The 14,918-nt window shown below is 34.5% G+C and carries 13 protein-coding genes and 2 tRNA genes; 12 read left to right on the forward strand and 3 right to left on the reverse strand.

Annotated elements, in window-relative coordinates; all coding sequences use genetic code 11:
- Nucleotides 1-62: 62 nt before the first annotated feature.
- The 3 genes from ACT8VG_RS01305 to ACT8VG_RS01315 form a co-directional block, all read right to left on the reverse strand.
- Nucleotides 63-335: an IS110 family transposase gene (locus ACT8VG_RS01305; protein WP_444195050.1), complete on the reverse strand. Its 273-nt coding sequence runs from the start codon at nt 333-335 to the stop codon at nt 63-65.
- 528 nt (nt 336-863) lie between these two features.
- A tRNA-Asp gene (locus ACT8VG_RS01310) sits at nt 864-941 on the reverse strand.
- An 8-nt stretch (nt 942-949) separates the two neighbouring features.
- Nucleotides 950-1,040: transfer RNA gene (locus tag ACT8VG_RS01315), tRNA-Ser, on the reverse strand.
- A gap of 168 nt (nt 1,041-1,208) precedes the next feature.
- Here ACT8VG_RS01315 and ACT8VG_RS01320 point away from each other — a divergent pair.
- From ACT8VG_RS01320 to rpsP, 12 genes are all read left to right on the forward strand, one after another.
- Nucleotides 1,209-2,408, forward strand: a complete 1,200-nt coding sequence (locus ACT8VG_RS01320) for an acetate/propionate family kinase (protein ID WP_187011963.1) — start codon at nt 1,209-1,211, stop codon at nt 2,406-2,408.
- An 86-nt stretch (nt 2,409-2,494) separates the two neighbouring features.
- Nucleotides 2,495-3,424 carry a DHH family phosphoesterase gene (locus ACT8VG_RS01325; protein ID WP_432269436.1) on the forward strand — a complete coding sequence of 310 codons (930 nt, stop codon included), beginning with the start codon at nt 2,495-2,497 and terminating at the stop codon, nt 3,422-3,424.
- Between the two features lie 24 nt (nt 3,425-3,448).
- Nucleotides 3,449-4,120, forward strand: coding sequence for a response regulator transcription factor (locus ACT8VG_RS01330; protein ID WP_022424275.1), 672 nt, complete (start codon nt 3,449-3,451; stop codon nt 4,118-4,120).
- Entirely contained in the window at nt 4,120-5,493 is a 1,374-nt protein-coding gene (locus ACT8VG_RS01335) for a sensor histidine kinase (protein WP_117459800.1), read from the forward strand. Before ACT8VG_RS01330 ends, ACT8VG_RS01335 begins: the two co-directional genes overlap by 1 nt.
- Before the next feature lie 5 nt (nt 5,494-5,498).
- Nucleotides 5,499-6,071, forward strand: coding sequence for a xanthine phosphoribosyltransferase (locus ACT8VG_RS01340; protein WP_187011965.1), 573 nt, complete (start codon nt 5,499-5,501; stop codon nt 6,069-6,071).
- A gap of 11 nt (nt 6,072-6,082) precedes the next feature.
- Nucleotides 6,083-9,019 (forward strand): chromosome segregation protein SMC, encoded by a 2,937-nt coding sequence (locus ACT8VG_RS01345; RefSeq protein ID WP_432267584.1) that lies wholly within the window; start codon nt 6,083-6,085, stop codon nt 9,017-9,019.
- An 11-nt stretch (nt 9,020-9,030) separates the two neighbouring features.
- Entirely contained in the window at nt 9,031-10,011 is a 981-nt protein-coding gene (gene ftsY, locus ACT8VG_RS01350; RefSeq protein ID WP_022424279.1) for a signal recognition particle-docking protein FtsY, read from the forward strand.
- 4 nt (nt 10,012-10,015) lie between these two features.
- On the forward strand, nt 10,016-10,345 hold the full coding sequence (gene ylxM / locus ACT8VG_RS01355; protein ID WP_195920249.1) for a YlxM family DNA-binding protein: 330 nt from the start codon (nt 10,016-10,018) through the stop codon (nt 10,343-10,345).
- A 10-nt stretch (nt 10,346-10,355) separates the two neighbouring features.
- Complete coding sequence (gene ffh / locus ACT8VG_RS01360) at nt 10,356-11,747, forward strand: signal recognition particle protein (protein ID WP_444195051.1); 1,392 nt, start codon at nt 10,356-10,358, stop codon at nt 11,745-11,747.
- A 206-nt stretch (nt 11,748-11,953) separates the two neighbouring features.
- Nucleotides 11,954-12,658: a response regulator transcription factor gene (locus ACT8VG_RS01365; RefSeq protein ID WP_117459789.1), complete on the forward strand. Its 705-nt coding sequence runs from the start codon at nt 11,954-11,956 to the stop codon at nt 12,656-12,658.
- A 5-nt stretch (nt 12,659-12,663) separates the two neighbouring features.
- Complete coding sequence (locus tag ACT8VG_RS01370) at nt 12,664-14,721, forward strand: sensor histidine kinase (RefSeq protein WP_288704248.1); 2,058 nt, start codon at nt 12,664-12,666, stop codon at nt 14,719-14,721.
- Nucleotides 14,722-14,802: 81 nt separating this feature from the next.
- The coding region (gene rpsP / locus ACT8VG_RS01375) for a 30S ribosomal protein S16 (protein WP_444195052.1) at nt 14,803-14,918 on the forward strand (116 nt) is incomplete at its 3' end.

Here is a 14,918-nt window from a genome sequence, read left to right on the forward strand (position 1 = left end):
CTTGATGATAAAACTTAATAGAAATATTATGAAAGTTTATTTATGTCTTGACAACGGTCATTTCATAACAGTGGATTAATAATAAACTGTTTGATATTGTTGTCTTCAAGCACTTTCTTAAGGACACGATGGTAAACTCCTGTTGCCTCATAAACAACACATACTTCTGCTTCCAGCTTCTTTTCCATCTCTCTGACAAGATTCACTATCTCATCAAATCCTTCTTTGGTGTGCTTTATTGAACGTGAGCCTGTATACTTCACATTCAGATTCTTGAATGCCTGGTAATCTGATTTACCCTTAGAGACATCAATGGATACTATTGGACCTTTCATAGATCATTCCTTCTTTCTTTGAATATTCGAAAGCATAACTTCCCGATTTATGACTATCTATTTTCGTCTTACATGCAGGCTCTATCAATAAATCAAAAGGCCTATTTGGATATAAACTGACTCATGTCATAAAAGGAAGCAGAGAACTTTTTGTTACGAAATCACAACTGTGTTTCCAATGCCTGATCTCTCTGCTTTCTTAAGTCTATTATAATGTATGCCTACAAAATAAAAGACTAGAAGTTAAATATAAGCAACTTCTAGTCAGTATGTTTATTTAGTGAAGAGAAGAACGATACATTAATAGTCATAGCTATCAATCGTTGTTTACGAGCTTACCTTACGGATGTCTCAAGTTATATTGATTAACTTCTCTTCAGTGATATGATATCACTTCTAGATAAAATAAAAAACTAGAATTATTACTTGAATAACTTCTAGTTCTATAATACGAAATGCCAGACAATGTCTGGCATTTAAAGTATATATAAATAAAAAAACACTTCCGAAGAAGTGTTAAATTACAAATGGCGGTCTGGACGGGGCTCGAACCCGCGACCTCCGCCGTGACAGGGCGGCATTCTAAACCAACTGAACTACCAGACCATTTGCAATGGCGCAGACAGAGGGATTTGAACCCTCGCGCAGGTTACCCCACCTACTCCCTTAGCAGGGGAGCCTCTTCAGCCTCTTGAGTATGTCTGCATCGGACTGCCTACTTAATATACCATGTATAAATATACTATGCAAGTACTTTTTGTATAAATTCCAATAAAAATTTACACATTTGTATGAGAACGCTTACAGATTGTTGTTGTCTTTTATGTATAATTTTAGTAAAATAAAATTATATGATTTTAAGGAGGTTATAATATGGCTAAAATCATGGCGGTAAACGCTGGTAGTTCATCATTAAAATTCCAGTTATTAGAGATGCCTTCAGAACTAGTAATCTGCTCAGGTATTGTGGAAAGAATTGGACTAGAAGAAGGAATTTTTACTATTAAACATAATGGACAGAAGAAAACAGAAAAATTACCTATTCCAGACCATAAGGTCGCTGTTTCTTTAGTGTTAGAAGCATTAGTTAAGGAAAAAATTGTTGAAAAGCTAGAAGAAATTGAAGGGGTAGGACATCGTATTGTACATGGTGGTGAATACTTTGATTCTAGTGCTGTTGTAAATGAAGACGTAGTAAGTAAGGTAGAAGAGTTATGTGAATTAGCACCACTACATAACCCTGCACACTTAGTAGGATATCGCGCATTCAAAGAAGCTCTTCCAGGAGTGGGACATGTATTCGTATTTGATACAGCATTCCATCAGACATTGGATAGAGAAAGATATTTATATCCATTACCATTAGAATATTACACAGACTATAAAATCAGAAAATATGGTGCACATGGTACAAGTCATAAATATGTTTCTGAACAGGTTATTAAAGAATTAGGTAATCCAAAACATTCACGTATCATCGTATGTCATTTAGGTAATGGCGCATCACTTTCTGCAGTATTAGATGGTAAGTGTATTGATACATCAATGGGATTCACACCACTAGCAGGTGTAATGATGGGCTCTAGATGTGGTACAATCGATCCATCTATCATGCCTTACTTATGTAAGAAATTAAATAAAACACCTGATGAAGTATTAGATATCTATAATAAGAAATCAGGAATGCTTGGTATTTCAGGTATTTCTTCAGATTCACGTGATATTGAAAATGCTTTATTCAATGAAGGTGATGAACGTGCATTATTAACTGGTTTATTATATTCACGTATTGTTTCTAAATATATTGGTCAGTATTTCGTAGAATTAGGTGGCTTAGATGCAATTGCCTTCACTGCAGGTGTAGGTGAAAACGCTGCTTACTTAAGACGTTTGATTATCGATGATTGTTCTCGTGCACTAGGCGTATTCTTAAATGAAGAATCAAATGAGATTCGTTCAGACGAAAATAGATTAATCTCTCATCCGTTCTCTAAGATTGATGTCTTTGTAATCCCTACAAACGAAGAAGTAGAAATCGCTAGAGATACTATGAAACTATTGCATTTAGGATAAAATGGCAGACAGAAGTCATATATTGATTTCTGTCTTTTTTATTTGTATGAAAGTATGTTAAAATGGGTGAAAAGGTGGGTTAAATTATGGATAAAATAATTAATTTATTAAAACAATATAAACAAGTATTCTTATATCGTCATATTAATCCTGATTATGACGCTTTTGGTTCTACTGTAGGTATGTATTGTTTCTTGAAAGAAAACTTTCCAGAAATCAATGTTGTGTTAAAAGGGAGCTTTGAGAATGTTTTATGGGAAAAATTCAATGCCCCTATAGATGAAGAAAAAGAACTTCCTACTCTAGGTATTGTGATTGATACAGCTAATCGTGAACGTATTGATGGTGATATTTCAGTATGTGAGAAGATCATTAAGATTGATCATCATATCGTCGTAGATTCTTATGGAGATATCAATATTGAAGATGCCACTGCATCAAGTGCTTCTCAGATTGTTTCTCTATTATTAGAAGAAGTAAAGGATACTTATTCTTTAAATGAACAAGGTGCACGTTCTTTATATATGGGTATTATTGGTGATACAAATAGATTTATGTATCGCTCTACAGATGCTCGTACATTCAAGGCAGCATCTTACTTATTAGAATCAGGTATTAATATTGAAGAAATCTATCAAACAATGTATTTAAGAGAAGAAAAAGATTTAAAAGTCACACAGTTTATCTTGAACAATTATAAAGTCAATGATAAAGTGGCTTACTATATATTGAAGGATGAAGACCTTAAAGAATTAGGTATTAGTCGTGAAGAAGGCTCTAGCTACGTCAATACACTTGCGAATGTCAAGGAATTTGAAGTCTGGTGTGCTATTACAGAAAATACGAAAGATAATGTCTATCGTGTCTCTATTCGTTCTAGAAATGCGATTATTAATGAAGTGGCTGCTAAGTTTGGTGGGGGAGGACATGCCCTTGCTTCAGGTGCAACACTTTCGAGTCTAGATCAGCTTGAGGACTTACTTTCATCTCTTCATGATGCAATAAGTATGATATAATGAGAAAAAATGAGGTGAAATAAGATGAAATCTAAAATCATGGTTGTAGATGATGAAATGCATATTAGAGAATTAGTGCGTTTCTATCTTGATAAAGCAGGTTTTGATACAATTGAAGCAGCTAATGCTGAAGAAGCATTGGATATAGTAGAAAACCAATATATTGATTTGGCTGTTGTAGATATCATGATGCCCGGAATGGATGGTTTTGAACTTGTTGAACAGATGAGACAATATCGTGAATTTCCAGTCATTATGTTGACAGCTAAATCACAATCAAAAGATAAATTAAGAGGGTTCTCTTTAGGTATTGATGACTATGTTACAAAACCTTTTGACCCAGATGAATTAATGGCACGTGTTAAAACAATCTTAAAACGATATAGTATTAATTCTTCAAATGTAGTGAAGATTGGTGACGTCATCTTTGATGGTGATAAATATGAAGTACGTTATCAGGATCAGATTATCCATCTTCCTTTAAAACAGTTTGAATTGGCATTTGAACTCGCAAAGAATCCTAATCAGATTTTCACAAGAGAACAGCTAATTGAAAAAATCTGGGGAATGGATTATGACGGTTTTGATCGTACAGTAGATGTTCACATTAAGCGTATTCGTGAGAATCTTGGGCATCTCCCAGGATTCAAAGTTGTGACAGTACGTGGCTTAGGTTATAAAATAGAGGTTGAGTAATGAAGTCTATTTATAGTAAACTTATAATTGGTTTTTTATTAACATCTTTATTAAGCTTTTCAATCTGTTGTTTCTTTACAATCAGATCTTATAATCATGACTCTGATCAACTGGCATTAGAAGAGTTAGAACATTCTTCCGATCATATTGCAGATTTGATCAAGTTAATTGATGATAAGGATCAGGATAAGATTTTAGCGGATTATTCAGAAACATCAGAAATGTCTTTTACTGTCACATGTGAAGGACAGACAAAAAGCTTTGGACATGTTAATAAGAAACTTATACTTAAAGATGATGAATTAAAAACACTTGCGACTTCAAAAGATAAGTCATTACGTAGTGAAGGAATCATTTCGCAATATGCGAAAGCATTTAAAATTGATAATCAGACATATGTGATTACAGTTCAGAAGGATTTTTCTGCTACAAAAGATATCTTTATGAAGTCTTATACAAGTGCAGCTATCATCTTTATGATGACAGGAAGTATTGTCTTCCTGATTGTTGCAGATATTATTGTGAAACCAATCTCACGTCTCACAAAGGTCACTGATGAGCTTGCGAAAGGGAATTATAAGGTGCGTGTCAATTATGAAGGAAAGGATGAAATATCCTCATTGTATGCTTCCTTCAATCAAATGGCAGTAAGACTCGCTAAGCAGGAAACAATCCGCCAACAATTTATATCGGATGTATCTCATGAGTTCCAGACACCTTTAACGGCTATTAGTGGATTTGCGACGATATTAAAGAATGAGAATCTGACAGATGAACAAAGACAGAAATATGCTGATATTATATTGTTCAATTCAAATCGTTTGTCTCATCTATCTAAGAATATGCTTCAATTAACATTATTAGATGGTGAAGATACATCATTAGATAAGAGTGAATTCCCACTTATTGAACAGCTTAACCGTGTTATTGAGATGGAAGACAATGCGGCTTTAAGTAAGGATATCGAAATAGAATTCATTCATCCTAAAAAGGAATTCATCATTGAAGCGGATGAAAGCCGTATGGAGCAGGTCTGGATCAATTTATTAAGTAATGCGATCAAGTATACGAATGAGCATGGTGTAGTAACAGTAGAAGTAAGAAGAACAGCCACTGAACTACAGGTAAGATTTGAAGATACAGGTGTGGGAATGAGCCAGGATGCTATTTCTCATATCTTTGAAAGATTCTATAGACAGGATAAATCACGTACAATTGAAGGAAATGGACTTGGTTTATCTATAGTAAAAAGGATTATTGATTTACATCACTATAAAATAGATGTAGAATCACAAGAAGATGTTGGTTCTGTATTTACTGTTTATATCCCATATGAGATGTTTACAGGACTCACAAAAAAGAAAAAGGATTAGTGAAGATGGAAGAGTTAAAGAAGAAGATTTTAGAAGACGGATATGTTATTAATGAAAATGTATTAAGAGTAGATAGTTTTTTAAATCATCAGATTGATGTAGAGTTATTTAATAAGATTGCAGATGCATTCTATGAAAGATATAACAATAAACCAATCAACAAGATTGTTACTATTGAAGCAAGCGGTATTGGTTTAGCTGTTGTCGTTGCACAGAAATTCAATAATTGTCATGTAGTATTTACTAAGAAGGGTTCTTCTTCAATCACTGACAATGATTTCTATACTACAGAAATTCATTCTTATACTAAGAATAAAGACTATATTGGACAGATTTCTAAGAAATACTTAAGTCCAGAAGACCATGTATTAATCGTGGATGATTTCTTAGCCAATGGTGAAGCTGTTATGGGCATGATTGACTTATGTAATCAGGCAGGTGCAACAGTAGAAGGTATTGGTATTGTCGTTGAAAAAGGATTCCAGCAGGGAAGACATAGAATTGAAGAAGCTGGATATAAAGTACAGTCTCTTGCAATCGTAAAGGGCTTTGAAGACGGCAAAGTTATTTTAGATTAGAGAGGAATAACATGTATTTAAAGCGAATTGAACTTCATGGTTTTAAATCCTTCGCGGATAAAAGTGTAGTTGAATTCATGCCAGGTATTACTGGAATAGTAGGGCCTAATGGATGTGGTAAATCAAATATTACTGATGCCATTCGCTGGGTACTAGGAGAAAAGTCTGCAAAGGCAATGCGTGGAGAAACAATGACGGATGTCATTTTCTCTGGAAGTGAAGATCGTAAAGCACAGGGTGAAGCAGAAGTGACACTTGTCTTTAATAACGAAGATCATTTTCTTGATTTTAATTCTAATGAAATAGAAATCACACGTCGTCTTTATCGTACAGGTGATTCAGAATTCTTATTAAATAGAGAACAGTGCCGTTTAAAGGATATTACTGATTTGATTATGGATACAGGTCTTGGTAGAGATTCTTTATCTATTATTTCTCAGAATAATATCAATGAGTTTGTGAAAAGCAAACCAGAAGATCGACGTGCGATGTTTGAAGAGGCAGCAGGTGTTGCAAAATATAAGAAGCGTAAGATTGAAACAGTCAGAAAGCTTGAACGTACAACAGACAATCTAGACCGTGTTCAGGATATCTGTAGTGAATTAGAACGACAGATAGGACCATTGAAAAGACAAAAAGAAAAGGCTGAAACATATTTAGAGTTCAAGGAAGAACTACAGGAAGTAGAAGTTTCAGTGCTAGTAAAGGAAATCAGTACTCTTTCTGAAGAATTAAAGACTTTAAATAAAGAGTTAGAAGACCTAGAAAATGAACGTATTACCAATGATGGTGCTGTTATTCTTGATGAAAAGCAGAGTGAAGAACTTGAAAAGAAGATGTATGCTCTTGACCAGGAAGTCAATGAACTTCAGGAAAAGCTATTAGAGGCAATGAATGAAGTCAGTAGCCTTGAAACACAGAAGGTTGAAATTGATGCCAATCGTAAGCATATATTAGAAACAACAAGCCAGGAAGATATAGAACAAAAGAAAGCAAGTATGAAGTCTATTCTTCAAGATGCGATTATAGATTATAACGATAGAGTGAAGCGTTATAATGATGTCAAGAAAGAAAAAAATGATTTGGCACAGAAAGATTCTTTAAATAAGAAACAACAGGCTAATCTTCGCTCTCTTATTGAAAAGAAGAATATTGACATTCATAATTCTCGTACTGAGAAGACAAGATTGACTGATATTATTGAGAATAAGAGTGGCTACAGCTATGGTGTACGTACTATTTTAGGTGCGAAAAATTCTTTATCTGGTATTTGTGGTACTTTAGGTGATCTGATTGAAACAGAAGAAACCTATGAAACAGCACTTGCAACAGCGCTAGGTGGGGCGGTGCAATTTATTGTCACTCGTACAAATGATCAGGCAAAAGAAGCTATTTATTTCTTGAGAAAGAATAAGGCAGGACGTGCGACATTCCTACCTATTGATACAATGAAACCTAGATTATTAAGAGATGAAGCAAAGATGCTTGCTGAACAGTCTCTTGGATACTTAGGTGTAATGAGTGATTTTGTGACTTATGATAAGTCTATTAGTGATGTTGTATTAAACCAGTTAGGTAATACAATTGTAGCTGATTATCTAGATCATGCGACAGAAATCGCAAAATCTATTTATCATCGTTATCGTGTTGTCACCCTTGAAGGAGATATCATCAATGTAGGTGGTTCTTTAACTGGTGGGGCAAACAAGCATACAAATAATTCGATGATGTCTAAAAGAGAATTAGAACGTGTGTCTCGTACATTAGATCAACAAGAAAAAGATCTTAATAAGATGAAGTCCGATCTTCATACATTAGAAAATGAGGGAAGAGAAATCGGACAGCTCTTTATGCAGAAACAGATGTCTCTCGCAAAACTTGAACTTGTTGTCACAAACAAGAAGAATGAATATGAAGTTGCAAAGGCTGATTATGAAAACTTGACACACCAGAGTGTCGAACTTGATGAAGTCATCAAAGGCACTCAAAACAATGAATTACTTGATCGTTTAAATGATGCAAAAAGACGTCGTGATGAATTAAAAGAAACAATTCAGGCAAAACGTACAATCCGTATGGGTTATGTGAATGAAAACGAAGAAGTGTCTCGTCGTTTACGTGAACATCGTGCTGCTTTAAAAGATGTAGAAAGTCAGAGTACGGATAAGAAGGTCGCAAAGTCTCGTTTAGAAACAGAGATTCAGAACTACTTATTAAGACTTAATGATGCATATGCAATGACTTTTGAACATGCGCAGGAAAAAGCCGATATGTCCATTGATATTGATAAGGCTAAGGATAAAGTACGTGATTTAAGACAGCGTATTGCGTCACTAGGACATGTTAATGTAGAATCCATTGAACAATACAATGATGTAAGTACACGTTATGAAACACTAAGTACACAGCGTTCACAATTATTAGAAGCACAGGATAGCTTATTAAAAGCTATTAAAGATATGGATGCTATTATGGTTGAGAAGTTCAGCACTTCATTTGAAGCCATTAATAAGGCATTCAACGATGTATTCCGTTATTTATTTGGCGGAGGACATGCTTCACTTAAATATACTGATCCAGATAACATTCTAGAAACAGGTATTGATATCGAAGCACAGCCACCTGGAAAGGCTGCTAAGCTGCATTCTTTCTCAGGAGGAGAAAATGCATTAATCGCATTAAGCTGCTTATTTGCGATGATCAGCGTCAAGCCATCTCCTTTATGTATTCTCGATGAAGTAGAAGCCGCACTTGATATTGCGAATGTAGAGCGTTTTGCGAAGTATTTACGTAGTTTCTCAGATCAGACACAATTTATTGTCGTTACACATCGTGAAGGAACTATGGCTGAATGTGACCTGTTATATGGGGCTACAATGCAGGAAAAAGGTGTCACTAAGCTTGTCAGTGTTAAGCTTAAGGATGCCACTGAATATGCAAGCAGTTAGGAGGATGCATTATGGGATTTTTTCAGAAGATTAAAGAAACATTTGTAGGTAAATCTACAAAACAGAATGAGAAGTATGTTGCTGGTCTTGATAAATCATCTGCTTCTTTCTCATCTAAAATTAATGCGTTAGCCGCAAGATATCGTGAAATCAACGATGAATATTTTGATGAGTTAGAAAATATCCTGATCATGAGCGATGTTGGTGTCAACATGGTTATGAAGATTGTAGATGAAATCAAGAAGGAAGTACGTCTTGAAAATATCAAGGATCCTCATGCGATTAATGATATTATCGTTGATAAGATGTTTGTCATCTATGCTAATGATTCATATATGACAACTAAGATCAACTATGCAGAAAATGACTTAACAGTCATCTTGATGGTTGGTGTTAATGGTGCAGGTAAAACAACTACTATCGCTAAGCTTGCCAATAAGATCATGCATGAAGAAGGCAAGAAGGTTATGGTGGCTGCTGGTGATACATTTAGAGCTGGTGCCATTGAACAGCTTGCTGAATGGGCAAACCGTTTAAATATTCCTTGTGTTAAGGGTAAAGAAGGAGGAGATCCATCTTCTGTTATCTTTGATGCATTAGAACAGGCAAAAGCAGGCGGTTATGATGTACTCATCTGTGATACAGCAGGACGTTTACAGAATAAAGTAAACTTAATGAAGGAACTTGAAAAGATGAATCGTATCATCAAGAGAGTTGTACCAGAAGGACCTCAGGAAACATTACTTGTAGTAGATGCAACAACAGGTCAGAATGGTATTTCACAGGCTGTAGAATTCTCTAAGATTACAGATATTACTGGTATTGTCCTTACTAAAATGGATGGTACTGCTAAGGGTGGTATTATTCTTTCTATTAAGGATATGCTCAATATCCCTGTTAAGTTTATTGGTTTAGGTGAAAAGATTGATGATTTACAGGAATTTGATCTTGAACAGTATATTTATGGTTTATGTAATGATCTGATGGAGTAAGATGATGGATGAAGAATTAAAAAAGAAAGAACAAGTCATCCTCTTGATGGATTGTTATAGAGAATTGTTGACAGACAAACAGAAACAGTATCTTTCTCTCTACTATGAGGAAGATCTGTCTTTATCAGAAATAGCTGAAGACTTAAGTGTTTCTAAAAATGCTGTTTTTGATAATATTAAGCGTTCGGTGATGAGTTTAGAGAAGTATGAATCTAAATTACATATTCTTGAAAATCATCGCAAGAGACTTGATTTAATTAATAAGATTGAAGAAGAAAAGAATAAGAAGCATGAAGATATTGATGAATATCTTGAAATGCTGAAGAATATCTAGGGAGGTAATTATGGCTTTTGAATCTTTATCAGATAGACTCCAAGAGACATTAAAAAAGGTAACAGGACAAGCGACTCTTACTGAAGCAAACATGGAGGAGATGCTTCGTGAAATCCGTTTGGCTTTACTTGAAGCCGATGTTAACTACCAGGTAGTTAAAGAGTTTATTGCAAATACAAAAGAAAAAGCAATCGGTCAGAACGTTATTGGTTCATTAAAACCAGGACAGGTTCTTGTCAAGATTGTTCATGATGAATTAGTATCATTACTTGGTACAGAAATGGTGACTGTAGACTACTCTAAAGATCCTACAATCATCATGATGGTTGGTTTACAGGGTTCAGGTAAAACTACAACTGCTGGTAAGATTGCTAAATTAATCACTGAAAAACAAGGTAAGAAGCCTTTATTAGTTGCTGGCGATATTTATCGTCCTGCAGCCATTGATCAGTTAAAGACATTAGGTGCACAGCTTAATATTCCAGTATTCTCTAAAGGAACTGATACACCTGTAGAAAAAATCGTTACTGAAGCTTTAGCTAAAGCACGTGATGATCACAACGATGTAGTAATCATCGATACTGCTGGTCGTTTACAGATTGATGAAAAGTTGATGCAGGAGCTTGCAAACGTTAAAGAAATTGCCCATCCTGATGAAATCCTTTTAGTTGTTGACTCATTAGCTGGTCAGGAAATCGTTAATGTCGCTTCAACATTCAATGAAAGACTAGGAATCACCGGCGCAGTTTTAACTAAGTTAGATGGTGACGCACGTGGTGGGGGCGCACTCTCTATTAGACATGTCACTCATGTTCCTATTAAATATATCGGTACAGGTGAAAAATTAGATGAAATCGATTATTTCTATCCTGACCGTATGGCAGATCGTATCCTTGGTATGGGGGATGTTGTTTCCCTTGTAGAAAAGGTACAGGATGTCTATGATGAAAAAGAAAGTATGAAAGTTTTCAATAAGATGAAAGCCGGCACTTTTGGTTTAGATGATATGCTTGATCAGATGAAGAAACTTCAGAAGATGGGTCCTTTATCTGGCTTATTAAAGATGATCCCAGGAATGCCTAAGATTCCTAATTTAAATGATGATGATGCAGCTGCTAAGATGAAGATGACTGAATCAATCATCTATTCTATGACTAAAGCAGAACGTGCAAATCCTGATATGATTAATTCATCACGTAAAGAAAGAATTGCCAAGGGTTGTGGTCAGCCTGTGACTGAAGTGAATAAGCTATTAAAACAGTTTGAACAGTCACGTAAGGTCATGAAACAGTTAGGTAACATTGATCCTACAACTGGTATGCCAACACAAAGACCAATGAAGAATCAGCAGCAGTTCAATCCTTATCGTAAAAAGACAAGACATAAGAAAAAGAAGAAATAAAACCTCCCCGGAGGTTTTTTCTTTAGAATTATTTAAGAATTTCATCACGAATCTTTTTATTTTTAGTCACTATACTTATAAGCGAAGGAGGGATACATATGTTTGAAACATTTATGTTCACATTATTATTTCCTGTTATTATGATCAGTATTATCGCTTATTTAAGTACATTGACTCGCTGATTATGAAGAAGGGGAGTTAAGTTAATGAAACACACACTATTACTTGTAGAAGACGAGTTAGGTATTAGAGAAACAGTTAAGATCTTTTTGAAGAGTCAGAATTATGAAGTCATTGAAGCGGAGAATGGAAAAGAAGGGCTTGAAGCACTTAAACATAACGATATCCATTTAGCTATTGTAGATATTATGATGCCTGTTATGGATGGGCTGACTATGACAATGAAGCTTCGTGAAGTATCAGATATCCCTGTGATCTTCTTGACAGCTAAAACAGAAGATATTGATAAGATTACAGGACTTAATCTAGGGGCAGATGATTATATCACTAAACCTTTTGAACCTATGGAACTCATTGCAAGAGTGAATTCTAATTTAAGACGCTATGAACAGATCTTAAATTTAAAGGGAAATACTCAGAAGCCAAACAATCAACTTGTCGTAGGAGGCTTAGTATTAGATCAGGCCACTAAAGAAGTCTTTGTGAATGGTCGTTCTGTTAGACTCACTAAAAAAGAATTCCAGATTCTTGAATTATTGATGAGTTATCCTGGCAAAGTATATTCTGCAGAAGAAATCTATGAATCTATCTGGGAAGAAACAGCTATCAATACAGAGACAATCATGGTTCATGTAAGAAGACTAAGAGAAAAGATTGAAGCCAATCCTAAACATCCTGAATACTTAAAGGCTGTCTGGGGTGTAGGCTATAAGATAGAAAAGATGGAGTGATGAGAATGAAGAAAAGACGTATATTTATTATTGGTTTAATTGTCTTATTACTTGCCTGTCCTAGCTGTATGATTTATATTACGGTCAAACAGCAGGATGGTTATAAGAAAAGAGCTGCAAACAATATGAATGAGTATATGCTGCAGTTTCTTACAATGGCTGTTGAAGCAAAAACAGATCCTGATTACAAACCTTTAAGCTTTAATGGTCTAGATGAAAAGTCGCAGGAAGGAGCTACTGCGACAATGAATGAAATATTCAAAACTATTTTAGATATGGAACAGAATGATGATGGATTCCACTATGAAGCATATAATGAAAAGACAAGACAGTATTATAAGAACCAGAAATCTTATTATCCTATAGCCTATAGAGGATTTTTTAAATCTAGTTCACATTCAAAATATTTTTATACGGATGCTGTCTCTCTTTTTGATGAAAGTGATATAGTACGACAATTAGATGAACGATATAAGCTTGATGAAGGAAAAGACGGTAAAAGGTCGTTACTTAAAGTCAATAATACGTATGTAGATTTAAATCAGGTGAGTATTAATCTGCCTCAGAATACAGAAATGACTTATTACTGCACGACGTATGTCTCACCTATGACATATATTGATATTAATTTCGTAAGTGAATATGATGTCGCAGTTCTTTCGGGTGTAGCTTTAATTTTAGGTTTAGTCATCTTTATATATATTTTAATGAACTCGTTAGAAGTAGAAGAAACTATTAATCCATATCGCACAATTAAACAATGGAAACTATTGACTGTTATCATCATTATTGGATTAACAAGTTCTATTTTTATAGGGGCATCAGGGATGACAGGTTATTTTGTAATGATGGGAGAACTTCAAAGTGTACTTGCAAGATGTGGTGTAACCTATGCGACACCTATCAGTTATGGTCTCTATTTCTTCTGTATGCTTATTTTCTATTTCTTATTCTCAATGTTATGCTTTACTGTTAAGTATATGTTTATGAATGGAATGGATTATTTTAGAAACAATACATGCATCTATGCACTGTATGCAAAATTAAAAGGACTTGGTAATAAGATTACAGAATTTGACTTAAGAGATAATGTCAACCAGGATATCTTAAAGTTTACTATCTGTAATGCATTACTCGTTATTATTCTTTATGTCATTTCACCTAGTAAAACAATCTTTGCGATTCTCTATGTCATTATCTCTTTCTTGTATATAAGAAAGCAGTCAATGAAGGTAAGAAATGATTATAAGAACATGCTAGACTTTACAGAACAGCTTTCTCATGGTCATTTTGATACAGAAATAGAAGATGATTTAGGTATCTTCAACAGTATGCGTGATCGTTTAAATAACTTAAAGATAGGTTTTGAAGCAGCTGTTAAGGAAGAAACAAAATCACAGAATATGAAGACAGAGCTCATTACCAATGTCTCTCATGATTTAAAAACACCTCTTACATGTATTAAGAACTATGTTATTTTACTTAAGAATACACAAGCTGATGAAACAACAAGAACTGAATATTTGAACCAATTAGAAAGATATACAAATAGACTCTCTAATCTTATTCAGGATCTCTTTGATGTTTCTAAAGCCTCTAGCGGTAATATAGACCTTCATCCTATAGATTTGAGACTACAGGCATTAGTTGATCAATCCTTAGCAGAATGTATTGAAGTATTAGAATCCAAAGATATCCAGGTTGTTAAGAATGTAGAGGATGTTGTCGTTCATTTAGATGGTGATAAGACATATCGTGTCTTTGAAAATCTATTAACTAATATTGGTAAGTATGCGATGCCACATAGCCGTGCTTACATTGATATTCATGAGGAAGAAGACTATGTTTCAGTCATATTCAAGAATATGAGTGAAGTAGAAATGAATTTCTCGAGTGAAGAAATCCAGGAACGTTTTGTGAGAGGAGATAAATCCCGCCATGAAACAGGAAGTGGGCTAGGACTTGCTATTGCGAAAAGCTTTGTTGTTGCTCAGGGTGGTACATTTGATATAGAAATAGATGGTGATCTCTTTAAAGTCATCATGACATTCAAAAAAAGTTAAAGTGTCAAGTAAAAATACTTGACACCTAATTTGAATATGGTATTATAAGTAAGCAAATTAAATTAATCGGAGGAAAATACAATGGCAGTTAAATTAAGATTAAAGAGAATGGGTGCTAAGAAGTCACCATTTTATAGAATTGTTGCAGCTGATTCAAGAATGCCAAGAGATGGTCGTTTCATTGAACAGTTAGGAAC

The organism is Catenibacterium sp., assembly GCF_052354645.1.
Classification (GTDB): Bacteria; Bacillota_I; Bacilli_A; order Erysipelotrichales; family Coprobacillaceae; genus Catenibacterium; species Catenibacterium mitsuoka_A.

Excerpts from the sequence above, each read along its gene's own strand:
- ACT8VG_RS01305 (WP_444195050.1), bottom strand. The coding sequence starts at position 335 with ATGAAAGGTCCAATAGTATCCATTGATGTCTCTAAGGGTAAATCAGAT.
- ACT8VG_RS01320 (WP_187011963.1), top strand. The coding sequence starts at position 1,209 with ATGGCTAAAATCATGGCGGTAAACGCTGGTAGTTCATCATTAAAATTC.
- ACT8VG_RS01325 (WP_432269436.1), top strand. The coding sequence starts at position 2,495 with ATGGATAAAATAATTAATTTATTAAAACAATATAAACAAGTATTCTTA.
- ACT8VG_RS01330 (WP_022424275.1), top strand. The coding sequence starts at position 3,449 with ATGAAATCTAAAATCATGGTTGTAGATGATGAAATGCATATTAGAGAA.
- ACT8VG_RS01335 (WP_117459800.1), top strand. The coding sequence starts at position 4,120 with ATGAAGTCTATTTATAGTAAACTTATAATTGGTTTTTTATTAACATCT.
- ACT8VG_RS01340 (WP_187011965.1), top strand. The coding sequence starts at position 5,499 with ATGGAAGAGTTAAAGAAGAAGATTTTAGAAGACGGATATGTTATTAAT.
- ACT8VG_RS01345 (WP_432267584.1), top strand. The coding sequence starts at position 6,083 with ATGTATTTAAAGCGAATTGAACTTCATGGTTTTAAATCCTTCGCGGAT.
- ftsY (WP_022424279.1), top strand. The coding sequence starts at position 9,031 with ATGGGATTTTTTCAGAAGATTAAAGAAACATTTGTAGGTAAATCTACA.
- ylxM (WP_195920249.1), top strand. The coding sequence starts at position 10,016 with ATGGATGAAGAATTAAAAAAGAAAGAACAAGTCATCCTCTTGATGGAT.
- ffh (WP_444195051.1), top strand. The coding sequence starts at position 10,356 with ATGGCTTTTGAATCTTTATCAGATAGACTCCAAGAGACATTAAAAAAG.
- ACT8VG_RS01365 (WP_117459789.1), top strand. The coding sequence starts at position 11,954 with ATGAAACACACACTATTACTTGTAGAAGACGAGTTAGGTATTAGAGAA.
- ACT8VG_RS01370 (WP_288704248.1), top strand. The coding sequence starts at position 12,664 with ATGAAGAAAAGACGTATATTTATTATTGGTTTAATTGTCTTATTACTT.